Origin of the sequence: Halomicrobium sp. IBSBa, from assembly GCF_017612575.1 — an archaeon.
Taxonomy (GTDB): Archaea; Halobacteriota; Halobacteria; order Halobacteriales; family Haloarculaceae; genus Halomicrobium.
Window position 1 is genome coordinate 902,536 of the sequence record NZ_JADPQC010000001.1, and the last position, 14,234, is coordinate 916,769.

11 protein-coding genes and 4 pseudogenes are annotated in these 14,234 nt (G+C 65.5%); 7 read left to right on the forward strand and 8 right to left on the reverse strand.

Going from position 1 to position 14,234, the window contains the following annotated elements:
- Window positions 1–788: 788 nt before the first annotated feature.
- A pseudogene (locus IL252_RS04640) lies at window positions 789–1,010 on the reverse strand (RNA-guided endonuclease TnpB family protein); the annotation flags it as partial.
- A 44-nt stretch (window positions 1,011–1,054) separates the two neighbouring features.
- Between IL252_RS04640 and tnpA the strand changes: the two are divergent.
- Together tnpA and IL252_RS17815 are read left to right on the forward strand one after the other, a co-directional pair.
- A pseudogene (gene tnpA, locus IL252_RS04645) lies at window positions 1,055–1,461 on the forward strand (IS200/IS605 family transposase).
- Window positions 1,462–1,819: 358 nt separating this feature from the next.
- Window positions 1,820–2,194, forward strand: a pseudogene (locus IL252_RS17815) (HNH endonuclease); the annotation flags it as partial.
- 347 nt (window positions 2,195–2,541) lie between these two features.
- Here the strand turns inward: IL252_RS17815 and IL252_RS04655 are convergent.
- The 4 genes and pseudogenes from IL252_RS04655 to IL252_RS04670 all read right to left on the reverse strand — a co-directional run.
- Window positions 2,542–2,730: pseudogene (locus IL252_RS04655) on the reverse strand (IS5/IS1182 family transposase); the annotation flags it as partial.
- Between the two features lie 272 nt (window positions 2,731–3,002).
- The gene (locus IL252_RS04660) at window positions 3,003–3,887 is read right to left on the reverse strand and encodes a hypothetical protein (protein WP_208627027.1); all 885 of its coding nucleotides are present in this window, start codon (window positions 3,885–3,887) and stop codon (window positions 3,003–3,005) included.
- A 181-nt stretch (window positions 3,888–4,068) separates the two neighbouring features.
- Entirely contained in the window at window positions 4,069–6,105 is a 2,037-nt protein-coding gene (locus IL252_RS04665; RefSeq protein ID WP_208627029.1) for a hypothetical protein, read from the reverse strand.
- Window positions 6,106–6,222: 117 nt separating this feature from the next.
- Window positions 6,223–6,360, reverse strand: coding sequence for a hypothetical protein (locus tag IL252_RS04670; RefSeq protein WP_170092431.1), 138 nt, complete (start codon window positions 6,358–6,360; stop codon window positions 6,223–6,225).
- 90 nt (window positions 6,361–6,450) lie between these two features.
- Between IL252_RS04670 and IL252_RS04675 the strand changes: the two genes are divergently transcribed.
- The 3 genes from IL252_RS04675 to IL252_RS04685 are packed head-to-tail and all read left to right on the forward strand — an operon-like array spanning window position 6,451 to window position 9,321.
- Complete coding sequence (locus IL252_RS04675; protein WP_208627031.1) at window positions 6,451–7,953, forward strand: DUF58 domain-containing protein; 1,503 nt, start codon at window positions 6,451–6,453, stop codon at window positions 7,951–7,953.
- Window positions 7,950–8,447: a hypothetical protein gene (locus tag IL252_RS04680; protein WP_170092433.1), complete on the forward strand. Its 498-nt coding sequence runs from the start codon at window positions 7,950–7,952 to the stop codon at window positions 8,445–8,447. Before IL252_RS04675 ends, IL252_RS04680 begins: the two co-directional genes overlap by 4 nt.
- On the forward strand, window positions 8,437–9,321 hold the full coding sequence (locus tag IL252_RS04685; RefSeq protein WP_208627033.1) for a hypothetical protein: 885 nt from the start codon (window positions 8,437–8,439) through the stop codon (window positions 9,319–9,321). The genes IL252_RS04680 and IL252_RS04685 overlap by 11 nt, the downstream gene beginning before the upstream one ends.
- A gap of 8 nt (window positions 9,322–9,329) precedes the next feature.
- Here IL252_RS04685 and IL252_RS04690 read toward each other — a convergent pair whose 3' ends face one another.
- Genes IL252_RS04690 through IL252_RS04700 form a run of 3 tightly spaced genes read right to left on the reverse strand, consistent with a single transcriptional unit; the run spans window position 9,330 to window position 11,728 of the window.
- Window positions 9,330–10,352 carry a MoxR family ATPase gene (locus IL252_RS04690; RefSeq protein ID WP_244256791.1) on the reverse strand — a complete coding sequence of 341 codons (1,023 nt, stop codon included), beginning with the start codon at window positions 10,350–10,352 and terminating at the stop codon, window positions 9,330–9,332.
- Window positions 10,345–11,451, reverse strand: coding sequence for a DUF4350 domain-containing protein (locus tag IL252_RS04695; RefSeq protein ID WP_208627037.1), 1,107 nt, complete (start codon window positions 11,449–11,451; stop codon window positions 10,345–10,347). Before IL252_RS04695 ends, IL252_RS04690 begins: the two co-directional genes overlap by 8 nt.
- Window position 11,452: 1 nt before the next feature.
- Window positions 11,453–11,728, reverse strand: coding sequence for a hypothetical protein (locus IL252_RS04700; RefSeq protein WP_170092437.1), 276 nt, complete (start codon window positions 11,726–11,728; stop codon window positions 11,453–11,455).
- 93 nt (window positions 11,729–11,821) lie between these two features.
- Between IL252_RS04700 and IL252_RS04705 the strand changes: the two genes are divergently transcribed.
- Both IL252_RS04705 and IL252_RS04710 read left to right on the forward strand, forming a co-directional pair.
- The gene (locus tag IL252_RS04705; protein ID WP_208627039.1) at window positions 11,822–12,427 is read left to right on the forward strand and encodes a metal-dependent hydrolase; all 606 of its coding nucleotides are present in this window, start codon (window positions 11,822–11,824) and stop codon (window positions 12,425–12,427) included.
- A 553-nt stretch (window positions 12,428–12,980) separates the two neighbouring features.
- The gene (locus IL252_RS04710) at window positions 12,981–14,201 is read left to right on the forward strand and encodes an aminotransferase class V-fold PLP-dependent enzyme (protein WP_208627042.1); all 1,221 of its coding nucleotides are present in this window, start codon (window positions 12,981–12,983) and stop codon (window positions 14,199–14,201) included.
- The last annotated feature ends 33 nt before the right edge of the window (window positions 14,202–14,234 follow it).

Genomic DNA, 14,234 nt, shown 5'->3' on the forward strand with positions numbered 1-14,234 from the left:
TGCACATACTACCTGAGACCGATTGGATATAATAACAATAATAGGAAAGCGAAAGCAGTGGGATAAGTCGATAGTCAAAATCATATACACTCAGATAGAAAGTCCGTTCCGGTTGAACCAATGGGGCCGTCCAGTGACAGGTGAGATCCGAACGGACTCCAACAGACGAGGGGCGCGCCGTGATCGGCGGCAGCCTCCCGATAGACCCACCGATATCAGAGTACTAATAGTTTGCCTGGGTCGGTAATGCTTCGATTGGAAGCCCCTCCTAAGCGACCCCGGCCCGGAGTGGATTTCATCCCCGGTAACGCCAAAAATCTCCAAAGGGTTCTCTCCAATAGGATACCGAGTCTGCTATTCGGTTCGTCTCGTTCGTGAATCCAACCAGCAGTGAACCGGTCGGTATGGGCGCATCTGATTCCTTCATTAGTTGGGCCCAGTCAAGATACGCACGCTTGGCTCCCCCACCAGAACCCATGTCGAGTGGACGCCGGCAGGTTTCTTCCCCAAAGATGGGATATCTTTTCGCCCGTGGTCGGCCGGACATCACTCCCCTTGATCGGCCCCTCTCATGACAGTTCTGGAGAGTGACTTCCCCTCCGTGGTGGTTCATCTGTGTTATCTTTCTCACATGATGGTTGCAGTTTCTTATTGTTATATCCAATCGGTACTGAGTAGTATGTCCCAGCCACGTGGGGGGATTTAGAGTGGAATAGTCTCTGCTCGAGACACACTAGGTGTGGCCTCAGCACGCACTACGTATGATAGTGTGTCTCGTGAGAATCTCACGTTTGGAGGGCTTTACCGACGATCGCGCACTTGTTGTTCCGCAAGAAGTCGTCGCGATCAACCTCCTTCTGGATCTCAGTGCGTGCGTATCTCTGTTGTTTGAGGCGGATGGTGTCGTTGAAAATCTCGCGTGATACGAGGCGGGCGTCGTAAAGCCACGACCGTTCACCAGACGCTACGTCAAGGCGCGTCTGAATCGTCTTCGTGGCTTCTTCACCCATACTTTGACAATCGTTTTAGACTGTCACAAATATAGAAATTAGGGATGAAAAAGTATCGCAGACAGACACATTCGGTAGTTCCTGCAAGTATCACTTCGTATGGTATCCGAAGTACCGCCACCCTGTTCTCGATATGGTGGAGAACGATGTGCGTGAGTTGTTTGATGAGACTGCTGACCACTTCGGGCACGAGATGCTGGGGGTGGAGATTGCAGACGACCACGTACACCCGTTCGTGCAAACAGATCCGAACTACAGTCCGGCGGACATCGCTCGACAGTTCAAGTCGTACTCTGGAAAGTACTTACTGGAGCGGTATCCTGAGATTCGGGAGTCGTATTTCTGGGGTGGTGGGTTCTGGAACGTCGAGTACTATGTGGGAACGCCGGGTTCGGTATCGGAAGTGGTGATTGAGCGGTATATCGAAGAGACGGAACACGCACCGGAGTGACGCGCTTCATCCCTGCCCACAGTGGGGCGGGAACTCGCGCTGCTTTTCGTATGAACCGGCGCTTGAGATCCGTTTGTATCCCTCGAGTGGAGTGGGAGGGACTCGGGAGAAGCGGCACGCTCCCAGAGCTCTCTCTCGTAGTGATGACTCCAAACATGACCCAAACCACGCACGTAGCCGATGGACTGACAGCCCCAAAGAAGGCGTCTCGCCCGTCGACTGCGTGGGTGCCACGAGTAGACGAACAGTGGCCAGCAATAACGCGACCAGTACAAACAGAACAGACCGCGGTAGACAGTCACCTGCCCAACAGACCGCAGCACAACCGACCAGCACCATCTCATGAGGTGACGATCAGATGACCGATGAGCTCCGACAGGCAGTGTACGATGAGTGGGGCGAGAACTGTGTGATCTGTGGCCGCTCGCCGGCGGGATGGCTCAACACGACCCAGGGGCGTCGCCGGCAAGATAAGCTGTCATTGCACCACGTCAACGGCGACGATACTGACGACCGTGTGGCGAACGTGATTCCTGTCTGCCAGAGCTGTCACGTCCACATCCACCGCGTCGACGAGCCTCCCTACCGGAAGTGGCACCGCCAGCTCCCACTCGAACACCGCCACGCCTGGAACGCTCACTACAAAGAGTACTACGAAGGCCCGCGGCTCACCCGTGCAGAAGCAGAACGGCAGTTCGGCGATGAAGACGGAATCCCAGAGAGCGTCAAGTATCTCCGGCACGAACCCGATCCGACAGCAGCCTCGGCCAAAGACGCCAGCAAGACGGAGAAAACCGGAACAGAACCTGAACCCGACGAGGCCAAAGAGGGAGAGCAAACCGAAACAGCACCCGAAGAATCAGAGCAAAGGAACCACCGCAAGCCCTTCGAGAAGGCGACGGTTGCGTATTCCCCCACCGGGTCACCTCGTCGTCGAATTCGATTCGCCCGCCGGCAAAACGGGTCTGACTGGTGGCGGATCGTCGACGAGTGGACTGGCTGTACCTGGCGGCCGATCGGCCGCGAACCGGTTTCGGATGTCGTTCTCTCGATCGATCGCGATGATGATCCACAACGGAAGTGAAGGAAGCTACACAGCATCTCTGGTGGTTCGTGCTCTCGTGTTCGCCCGGTCTCCACCGGGACGAACACGTCGAACTCGTCGAGAAACTCGAAGGTAAGATGCTCACACAACGCTACCGCCTCGGTCTCCGCGACATTGAAAAACGACTCTACAGAAGCCCCATCCTGCAGGGTCACTGAGTCCATACAACCTCAGCATTCACCCTGCTCTTTGGTGTGGTAACTGTTCTATGACACCCTCAAGGCTTGGGTTGCGACCGTGGAATATCCAGACGTGCAGTCATCGGTGGAGAGTGCCATCCAGACGGCGCGTATTCCCGCCCCAAAGCGCGAGGTTTTGCACCTGCTCATCCTATAACACGTTGGTTCGAGACCCTCCAAAGACAGTGTATGAAATGCGGTGACACCGCTGTAGCCCCTCCTTACTGCGCTCCTTGAAGAAGGAAGGGCTTCGCGCGTCATTGAGCGAACGAGTACTCCTCACCGGCGACCGTCAGCCCCCGGTAGTACGCGTCGAGCACCGAGGGGCCGTCGTAGGGGTCGCCACGGCCGACGCCGACCATGAGGACCTCCGCGTCGCCGTAGGCCGACAGCGGCGTCTCGCCGATGTCCACGAACAGCTGGGACGCGGCGGACAGTTCCTGCCAGGCCGGCTCGGCGTCCTCGTCGAGTTCGATGCCCACGTCGCGGGTGTGCCACTGGCCGGTCCCGCGGTCGGCTTCGACTTCGCGCATCAGCGCCGTCAGCCGACCAGCGACGGCGTCGTCGACGAGCCCCGTGTCGGCCGCAGTGGGTTCGCGCACGACGAGCCAGACTTCGTCGGGGCCGACACCGGCCCGTTCGGCTTCGGTCCCGACGGCGGAGACGTTCTCGTCGGTGACCAGCCACTCGTAGGCGAGGCCGGTGCCACCGCCGTACGTGGCGAGGTCCTCGACCGTGAGGTCTCGATCGGAGACGCCGACCATCGAGAAGCCGTAGTCGTAGGTCACGCCGTCGTCGCCGCTGTGCTCGCCGTCTGATTCGTCGTCGGACCCGCTCCCTCGCCCGCCGCCACGCTCCCGGCCCGTGTCGGGGAGCGAGGTGATGTGGAGCACGTCGTCCGAGGATTGCCCTTTCCCCTGTCCGGGTTCAGTAGGGTCTCGAGCACTGGTGACGCTGACCGTCTCGCTCAGGCCGAGGAGCTGCTGCTCCTCGGTGAACTCGGCCGCAAGGTGGACGCCGTTCGTACTGGCCTGTCTGTCCTGGAGTTCCTGTACCTCTGCCGCCGACAGCGACGTCAGCGCTGTGCCTCCGACGAGGGTCGCACCGACACCTCTGAGAAGCGATCGCCGATCGAATTGCATGGGAATTCGCGAGAACGTACGAGTCCACCGTTCATTGTTAGCCGCGCGGAAGCGACACCACAGATCGATAAGCACGACTTTGCGACGAGACAGCGTGGGTCCAGAGACAGAATCACGTGGGAGACAAAGCAGAGCTTACCAGGGCGCAGTTCGCTGTCGTCGACGCGATCACACAACAGCGCTAGTCGTCCGCTGGCTCGGCGGAGTCACGTTCGAACAGGGAGCGAGCGGCGTCGATCGTCGCCGCGGCGTCGTCACGGTCGATTCCCTCGGCCGAGAACGCGGCGCGTTCGTACGTCTCGACGATCCGTTCGAGTGCGGTCCGCTCGGCGTCGTCGAGCGCCTCGCTCCGTTGGAGGAGTTCCCAGTGCGTGTCCGTCGAGGACGCCTCCAGATAACCGTCTCGCACGCCAGCGTACGCGGCGCGGACGGCCGCACCTGCGGCACCGCCGTCGAGGAACCGGTCTGCCCGGTCGAGTGCCGCCGCGAGCGCGTCGTCGGCAGTGGGGGTCGCTGTCCGTGTGGGCGTCGAGCGGTCGACGGCCTCGTCCGGAGCCTCCTCGCGAGTCCGACGACGACGGACGAACAGTCCACCTCCAGCGAGGATCACGACACCGGCCGCGATCGTGAACCAGCGTCCGTCACCGAACAACCAGTTCACGACACCGCCGTCCGACGCGTTCACATCGGTCGAGATCGTCACCGTCGCACGGCTCGATTCGAGGTTGGTTCCGCCCCCGTCGAAGCGAGCGCCCACGTCGACGGTCGCGGCGGACCCGTCGGTGGGGAGCGTCGCGGCGAAGCGACCGTCCTCGTCGGTCCGGACCGTCGTCACGAGACTGCCGTCGCGAGTGACACTCACCGTCTGTGAACCGACCGGGTCGCCCGCTTCGGTCGTGAGCTGGCCAGTCAGCGAGACGTTCTCGTCGGCCCGCGTCGCGTCGACCGAGAGGGTCGTCGGCGTCGACACCACGTCGACGGTGGCGTTCGAGCCAGCGGTGGTGATCGCTCGCTTCGACAGCGCCGTCGACACCCGTAGCGATCGTTGGCCCGGAGACACGCGTGCGGACAGGTTCGATCGGAACCGGACGCGGCCGCGTTCGTCGGTCGTCGCCCGCCCGAGCGAGACGCCACCGAGCGTCGCGGTCAGTGGAACGCCCTCGACGGGCTCGCCCTCGACTTCGAGCACGGCAGTCCCGCCGGCCGGTCGTCCGTAGCTCGTCTCCTCGGTCGCGTTCCGGACCGTCAGCGTCGCGGGCTCCTGCTCGACCTCGACGGGGAGCGTCGCGCTAGATCCGAGGTAGATCGAGGCGTTGTCTGGCACGTACTGGACCGTGACTGCCGACGCATTGTGGGGAAGCGTCCGCGGACGGTAGGCGAGCTCGAAGCGACCGTCGCCGTCGGTCGTGATCTGGTGAGGGCGATCCGCAATCTCGATCACCAGGCGCTCGTTGGCGACGGCGGTTCCGTTGGCCGTCGCGAGACGACCGGTCAGCCGGAGCGGGTCGTCGTAGGCGATCGTGCGGGTCGCGTCGAGCACCGTCAGGTTCGTCTCGACGAACGTCTGGCGTTGTACCGTCGTCGCGGTCTCGGTGGTGTTGGTGGTGACGTTCCGGACGGCCGTCTGTTCGGTGGTCGTGTCGATCCCGCTCTGGTTCCCGAGTCGGGCGTAGCCCTGCGTGACGCTGGTGCCGGTGTCGTTGACCCGGTCGGCCAGCCGTGCCATCTCGCGGGCCGCCGCTCGTGCTTCGGACGTGTTGCCCTCCCGACGGGCCGACTGGTAGCGCTCCTGGGCGCGCTCGAAACGCTGGAGTTGCGTCGTGAGATTGCGCTGGTTCTGGCCGACCTCGCGGTACGTCTCGCCGGCGTCCCCGTCGCCGCCACCGCCGGTGTCACCGGCGACGTCGACGTACTGTTCGAGTCGAGAGTCGTAGTCGTCGCCGAGAACGGCCCGCGCACGTTCGTACTCGCCTTCGCTGAGGGCGACGGTACTCGACTCCAGCTGGTTACCGAGTCGGTTTCCGAGCCAGCGGCGAAGCTGTTGGACGTCACCAGAATCCGACACCGAGTCGGGGTCCTCGTGCTGGACGGTGGCGTTGGTCGTCTCGTCGGGCGTCGCCGTCGACTGGGCGACGGCGGCGTCGCTGGCGACGCCGGTGAGGGCGATGCCGGCCAGACAGAGACACACGACACAGGCGACGGTCCAGCGGTCCGACACTGTCTTGGCGAGAGTACCGACCGGGTGCGTAAAAACCGTGCGCCTTTCGGGGCGTCGGCGGCGCTGACATGACGACGGGACAGTCTCGGGCCGGATGGCGTCGCGACGACCGTCCACTCAGTCTTCGAACCGTTCCTCGTACGCACAGGACGGACAACTCACGATCGTCGGTGCGTCGGCACCGCCGGGCATCGCGGTCTTGTGGTCCAAGAGGGCGTCACACCGGGGACACGTGCTGGGGATCGTTTCGGACATTGAGCGACGATTCTCGGGCACACCCGATATAATTTCTGGACCTGAGTGGTTATAATCTGTATGTGTGTGTCCGTGATTGGAGTCCGGAGAATGCGAAACGAACGCCCGACGCCAGCGGTCTGGGTTCACGAAACCAGTAGCTTCAATGGGACGCGAGCGAAGCAACGAGCCATGCAGGTGACGCGTCGGTACTGGACGGTCGCCGCCCTCGGGACGGCGCTTGCCGTCTGGGGCGTCGTCGTCGCTGGCCCGCTCGCACTACTCGGGAGCGGTGCCGTCGGGGCCTGGCTGCTCGCCCGACAGTACCGGTTCGTCCGCTCGGCGACGCGGGTCCCGGCGGCGCTGAGCGTCGATCTCTCGACGCGGGATCGAGTGACGGCCGAAGAGACCGCCGAGCTGACCGTGGCCGTGAGGCTCGACACGGCGGTGTCGGTCCCGATCACCGTCACCGTCGACCCACCGGTCGGTGCGACCGGCGATCCGGCGACGGTCTCGCTCGCGCCCGGCGAACGCGAGGGGGTCGCGTCCACCGCCGTGACCTGGCCGGTGGCGGGCTCGTTCACCGTCGACGACGTGTCGCTGTCGATCACCGACACGGACGGCCTCTTCGCCCAGCTGGTCGAACTGGACGCCGGACAGGAAGTCGCAGTCAGCCCGCGGGCACCCGACGACCTCCACGTCGGCGAAGGCGGGAACCCGATCGCGACGGGCTTTGGCGAGCAGGCGTCGAGCCAGCTGGGCACCGGCATCGAGCCCGCAGAGATCCGGGAGTACGTGCCGGGCGACGCCGTCCGACAGATCGACTGGAAGGCGACGGCGCGGCTCGACCAGCCACACGTCATGGAGTTCGAGGGCGGCGCAGACCGGCAGACGATCCTGGTGTTCGACCACCGTGCCACGATGGCCGACGGACGAGCCGGGACGACGAAGCTCGACTACGCACGACAGCTCGCGGTCGCGATCGTCGACCGAGCACGCACGGACGACGACGGGATCGGCTACTACGCCGTCGGCGACGACGGCGTGACGACGGCGATCAGCCCGCTGGTCAGAACCGACGCCTGGGCCACGGTCCGATCGAAGCTGCTCGCGGCCGCGACGACCGAGGGTCGATCCGGCGGCGTCGGACCCAGAGGCTCACCGAACACACGGGTCGCCAGCCGGGTCGCGAGCGACGATTCGGCGTTCGGACGGACGCTCGCACCGTTTCTGTCGGAGGGTGAGGCGTACCAGCAGCGCTTCGACGCACAGCCGCTGGCGGGCGCGATCAGGACGGCCGAGTTCCCCAGTGACACCGTCGTTCGGACGGTCATCGTGACCGACGACAGCCGCCCGGACGAACTGCGAGCGGCGGTCCGGCGTGCCAGCCGGAACGGCAGCACCGTCGCGGTGTTCATGACGCCGACGGCGCTGTTCGAGTCGGGCGAACTCACCGATCTCGCCGGGGCCTACAGCGACTACGTCGCCTTCGAGGAGTTCCGGCGCGAACTCGCCGGCATGGAGGGCGTCGACGCCTACGAGGTCGGCCCCGGTGACCGACTCTCGGCGGTGCTGTCGGCGGGTCGAACGCAGCGACGGAGGGAGTCGGCGTGAGCGTCGAGGACGGTCCCGAGGGTCTGGGCGGTGCTCTCGCCGCGGATTCGCGAACGGCCCCGGCCGTCGTGGGGGCGGGCGCGTTGCTGAGCGTCCTCACGGGCTGGCTCGTCGCCGGACTCGGCGGCGCACTGGCTGGCGTGGTCGTCGTGGCCGCCTGGCTCGCCGTCTCTCCGATCGTCGTCCTCGCGGTGGGGCACGTGCTGCTGGCCGCGGTCCTGCCCGAGAACCCGCCGCTCGCGACGCTCGCGCTCGCCCAGGCCCCCATGGTCGTCGTGTTCGCCGGCAGCGTCCTCGACGCCGACAGGCCGAGACGAACGCTCTGGCAGGGCGTCGTCGCGCTGACGGCGCTGTCGCTGGTCGTCGCGGGTAGTATCGCAACGTTCGGGACGCGCTGGCAGGTGGCCGCGATCCTCGTCGCCGTGGTCGCCGTCGCCGGCTACGGACTGCACCGCTACACTGTCGCGACACTGGAGGTCACCGATGAGTACTGATCGACACGCGACCGAACACCAGCAGACGACGGAGGAATCGACACCCGACGACGAGCTGTCGCCGGAGTTGGCGGCACAACTGGAGACGCTGCGGGCGGAGAACGAACGGCTCCGGTCGTCGTACGCCCGTGCCCGTCAGAGCCAGTACCGACAGACCGCGATCGGCTTTGCCGCCGTCGGCCTCGTCGCGACGATCGGGGCCCTCGTCTTTCCCTCGACACGGACGATACTGCTCGCACTGGGCGGGACCGGCGTCTTCGCCGCCGTGTTGACGTGGTTCGTCACGCCCGAGCGGTTCGTCTCGGCCTCGGTCGGGGACGCCGTCTACGAGGCCCTGGCCCGCAACCACGAGCGCCTCTGTCGAGAACTCGGGCTCACGGACAGGCGGATCTACGTCCCGACCACCGATCCGGCGACCGGCGTCCGCCTGTTCGTCCCACAGCAGACGCCTTTCGAGATTCCAGATGCAGACGACCTGTCGGCGCTGTTCGTCACCACGGACGAAGCGACGACCCGTGGCGTGGCGCTCCGTCCGACCGGTGAGACGCTGTTCGGCGAGTTCGAGTCGGCGCTGAGCGGGTCGTTGGCGGACACGCCGGGCGAGGTCGCGACGCAGGTTCGCGAGGCGGTCGTCGAGCAGTTCGAGATCGCCGACGCCGTCGAGCTGGACCTCGACCGAGCGGACGGCCGGCTCACGGTGTCGACGACGGCCAGCGTCTACGGCGACCTCGGTCGGTTCGATCACCCGATCGTCTCGATCACGGCCGTCGCGCTCGCACGCGGACTCGACCGGCCGGTCCGAGCCGAGCTCGCCGGCGAGGAGAACGTGGCGACGCTGCGCTGGGAGCCCGCCGAGACGGAAAGCGACGAGTGACGCGCCGGCTACTCGACGCTCCCGCCGTCGGTGGCGCTCTCTTCGGCGTCGGCCATCTCCGTGGCGGCGGCCAGCTCTGCCTCCGAGTCGCCGCCGGGGGGCGTCACGTCGGCCAGTGTCCCCTCGATCACCGACGCCGGAGACACGTCACTCAGTTCCGCGTCGGCAGTCAGGACGAGTCGGTGGATCAGGACCGCACGGGCCAGGGTCTTCACGTCGTCAGGGACGACGTACTCGCGGCCGTGGATCGCCGCGCGGGCCTTCGCGACCTTCAGCAGTCCGAGCGACGCGCGCAGCGACCCGCCGTGTTCGACATCGGGGTGGTCCCGAGTCGCCGCGACCAGGTCCAGTACGTACTCGCGGACGCTGTCGGCGACGTGGACCTCACTGACCGCGTCGCGTGCGGCGGTCAGTGCCTCGGTGTCGACGACCTGTTCGACGCTCTCGGCGTCCAGTTGCGGCGCGTCGTTGAAGCGGTCGAGGACGCGTCGCTCCTCGTCGCGATCGGGGATGTCGACGGTGAGCTTCAACAGGAAGCGGTCGCGCTGTGCCTCGGGCAGCTCGAAGGTCCCTTCCATCTCGATGGGGTTCTGCGTGGCGATGACCACGAACGGATCCGGGAGCGCGAGCGTCTCGCCCTCGATCGTGACGTGGCCTTCCTCCATGGCCTCCAGCAACGCCGACTGGGTCTTGGGCGTCGCGCGGTTGATCTCGTCGGCGACGACGACGTTGGCGAAGATCGGCCCCTTCTGGAGCTGGAACTCGCCGGTCTGGCTGCGGTAGACGCTGGTCCCGGTGATGTCGGCCGGCAGCAGGTCCGGCGTCATCTGCACGCGCGTGTACGCGAGCCCGCTCGCGCGGGCGAACGACTGTGCGAGCGTCGTCTTCGCGACACCGGGGACGCCTTCGAGGAGGACGTGGCCCCGGCTCAGCAGCGCGACCGTGAGGTGTTCGACGAGTTCGTCGTGTCCCACGAGCACCGTCCCGACTTCGTCGCGGACGGTCTCGTACAGGGCGGCTGGCTCAGTCATTGCCATCACGTTCCGTCCGTCGCGTCATAATGGCTTGCGTTACGCGCTCGACTCGCTCGTCGTCCCACTCGGGGTGGCGAGCCGTCACGCCGCGAACGACCGCCTCGCGGTCGCGTGGTCGGTGGACCGTGTCGCTCGCTCCGAGACGGCGTCTCAGCGCCGCCACCCCGTCCAACAGGGCTGCGTGACCGGCCAGGACTCCGAGCAGCGCCGTTCCGACGACGGCCTGCAAGAGCGGCGACTCTCGAAGCGTGAGCAACAGCGCCTGCAGCGGCGGGAGACGCCCGGCGTGGGACACGTCGAGGACGACGGTGTCGTGGCCGGCGACGACGGTACGGGCGAACGCGCGATTGTCGCCGTGTTCGAGCATCGCGTTGATGAACACGCTCGGGTCACTGACGGCGATCACCCGCCCGTCGCCGACGCGTTCGGTCGTGGCGACCGGGTACCGAGCGACCGTCTCGTCGTCGTCGAGTGTCTCGTTGCCGTTCCGATCGAGGTAGGCGTACGGGGAGCTGGCCGCGAGGACCGTCGCGTTCGTCGCGCGAACGGCTCGCATCGTCCCGTTGGGGTCGTCGGCGCGAGTGGCTCCGGCCGCACGGATCGCGGTCCCGTGGTTCAGGACGACCGTCTCGACGCTGTCGTTGTCCAGCCCGACCGCCGTAGCGACCGGCAGCGCCGGCCCGTTCTCGTAGCGGCGTTCGTCGCGCAGGGGTGCGCCGTCGAACCGGGTCCGTGCGCCGACACCGCGGAGCAGCTGGTTCCCGTTCGGTCCCACGTCTTCGGCGATCAGCAGCGTCCCGCCCGCCTCGACGAACTGCCGAATCGATCGACGCTCGCGGTCGGTGTAGCGCTGTTCGGGCGAGAGGAGCACGGCCAGCGTCTCGTTGGCGTCGGCGGTGTCGTAGACGCTGGCGTTTCGGGCGATCGACAGCGTCTCGGCCTCGTCACCGGCAATCGACCGGAAGTCGCTGGTACCGTCCCAGGCCGGGTTGTACGAACCGAAGGCACCGCCCGAGGTGCTTCCGGCGACGAGCAGCCCCAGAGCGACGGCGACGGCGAAGCCAGCGAGTACCGCACGCGGGTAGTCTGGAGCCACGTCAGATCACCCCCGGCGGGAGGATAGCGAGGATGCGTCTGACGACGACGTAACCGAAGGCCAACAGGCCGAGCAGGACGAGCCACTTGAGCCGGGCCCGCCAGCGTGGCGTCACACTGAACGGAGCCGTCAGTTCGATCACGACCAGAAAGCCGATCAGCGAGACGACGAAGAACAGCTCCAGAGAGAGCGAGCCAAGCAGCGCCAGCGCGAGGACCGTCGCGCTCATCCACGCGACCTGTCCGACGACGAATCGCTGGCGTCGCGGCGTTGTCATTGGCCGAGTCGAACGGTCGGCGACGGTATAAGCTGTCGGGATACGGGCCGAAGGGACAGGGTATTGTCGCTGGCAGACGACCGTCGGAGTAGTATGTGGCCGTGGGGACACCTCGCCGTTGGCTATCTCTGTTACTCGCTGCTAGCCCGAGCGACCGATCGACGCGTGTCCGCGTTCGCGGTCGTCGCCGTCGCGGTCGGCACGCAGTTCCCGGACCTGATCGACAAGCCACTCGCCTGGACAGTCGCCGTGTTGCCCAACGGCCGCTCGCTGGCGCACTCGCTGCTCACAGCAGCAGTCGTCGGCGTCGTCCTCGTCGCCATCGCACGCGCTGTCGATGCACGCGACGAGTCCCGACAGCTCGGGGCCGACGGTGGCACCACCCCGATGCGTCCGACGGCGGTTCACCTCGCTGGCGCGTTCGTGCTGGGCTACGGCACGCATCTCTTGAGCGACGGACTGCGCCCGCTCCTCGACGGCGAGTTCGCCGCACTGGCCTACCTCGGGTGGCCGCTACTCCCGGCGATCCAGTACGGCGGTCCGAAGAGTTTCGTCGGCCACTTCGCGTCGATAGAGCTAACGCCGTTTCTCGCACTGCAGTTCCTGCTGGTCGGCGTGTTGCTCCTCGTCTGGAACGCCGACGGCAGACCGGGCCTCTCCGTGGCAAAGCGAACACTGTCCCGACAGCGAGATGGGTAGCGAACGCCCGTCTGGCCGTCATCGAACAGCGTCGTTCCCAATCACGACTGCTGTGCTCTCACCAGACGAATCCAAAACAGCAGCCAACCAGGCAGTGTGACCAGCGCCTCTTCCCAAACTGGGCCAACAAGACCAACTCCTACATACAAAATGGCGAAAACGTGACCACACTCTCCATAGTGGATGTGTTATTCGCCACATATCAGCAATATTTTTGTTACACAGATATATTCGGCCTGAAAGAGAATAAAAGAGCGATGTCTGCCCAAAGAGAGTGGTCGTTCAGAGATTGCAAACAGTACCGCAGGTCCATCGACCGTAGTCGCTGTGTGAGTATCCCAGCGGTGAGTCGAACGATGAACTCCCGAGAAGGGGACAGTATCACGAGACCAGTTCGTGTCTGTCCCCGATCCAGTTATCGCTTTGAAATTCGAAATCGAGATCTCTGGTAGGCGTCTCTCGCTGAATGTTTCTCATCCTGAAATGCCCGTCCCAGTTGGAAGACATCGGAAACCGTCACCTATTCAACGTCCCGTGTTGTTACCCGACTACTATGGGTCTGTCACCAGACGGGAGAGTCGAACAGACGGATATCTATCGCGAACTCGGGGTCCGGGAGGTCGTCAACGCCGCCGGGACGAAGACACGGATCGGGGGCAGCCTGATTCGGGAAGAAGCACTCGAAGCGATGAACAGCGCCGCCGAGGGGTTCGTCGAACTCGGCGACCTGCAGGCACGAGCCAGCGAACTGATCCGCGATGTCACCGGGGCCGAAGCGGGATACGTCACCTCGGGTGCCGACGCGGGCCTGCTGCTCGGCGCAGCGGCCGCCATCGCCGGCTCGGACGTACAGGCGATGGATCGCCTCCCAGACACCGACGGGCTGGCCGACGAGATCGTCATGCCCCGCACCCACCGGACGGGCTACGATCACGCGCTGCGGGCCGCGGGCGCGACGATCGTCGACGTGGGGACCAACGACTTCCACCTCGGGACTGGCGCGACCAACGTCGAGCCGTGGGAGATCGAGCGCGCCATCGGGGAGGACACCGCCGCCGTCGGCTACGTCCAGAAGAGCTACACTCAGCCCGACCTCGAGACGGTCGTCGAGATCGCCCACGACCACGACGTGCCGGTGATCGTCGACGCCGCCGCGGAGGTCCCGCCGATCGACAACCTCGAACGGTTCGTCGAGACCGGCGCGGACCTCGTCGTGTTCAGCGGCGGGAAGGCCATCCGCGGTCCGCAGACGACCGGGATCGTCGCGGGTCGCAAGGACCTCATCCAGTCGATCGCGCTCCAGCACCTCGACATGCACGTCGCTCGCGAGGCGTGGGAGCCGCCCCGCGAGCTGATCGATCCCGACAGCGTCGACGGCGTCCCGCGTCAGGGGATCGGTCGTCCGATGAAAGTCGGGAAAGAGGAGCTGGCCGGACTGATCCGCGCGCTGGAAGTGTTCGTCGACCTCGACTACCAGGCGCTCAGCGACGAGTGGCAGCGCCAGGCCGAACGCGCTGCCGACGGGCTCGCCGACGAAGAACACCTGACGGCGACCGTCACCGGCGGCGAAGGCGAGAACGTCTCGCCGGTCGTCGAGGTCACCCTCGACGAGACGCTGTCGGCGGTCGAACTCGTCCGGGCGCTCCGAGACGAGGACCCGCGCGTCTACGTCGGCGCGGACGGGATGGGCGACAACGAGATCGCGATCAACCCGATGTGTCTCGACGACGAGGAACTCGACTACGTCGTCGAACGGATCCGCGCCAACCTGTAGGCGGCCGTCCGCCACGCTCGCGATCACCCGCAC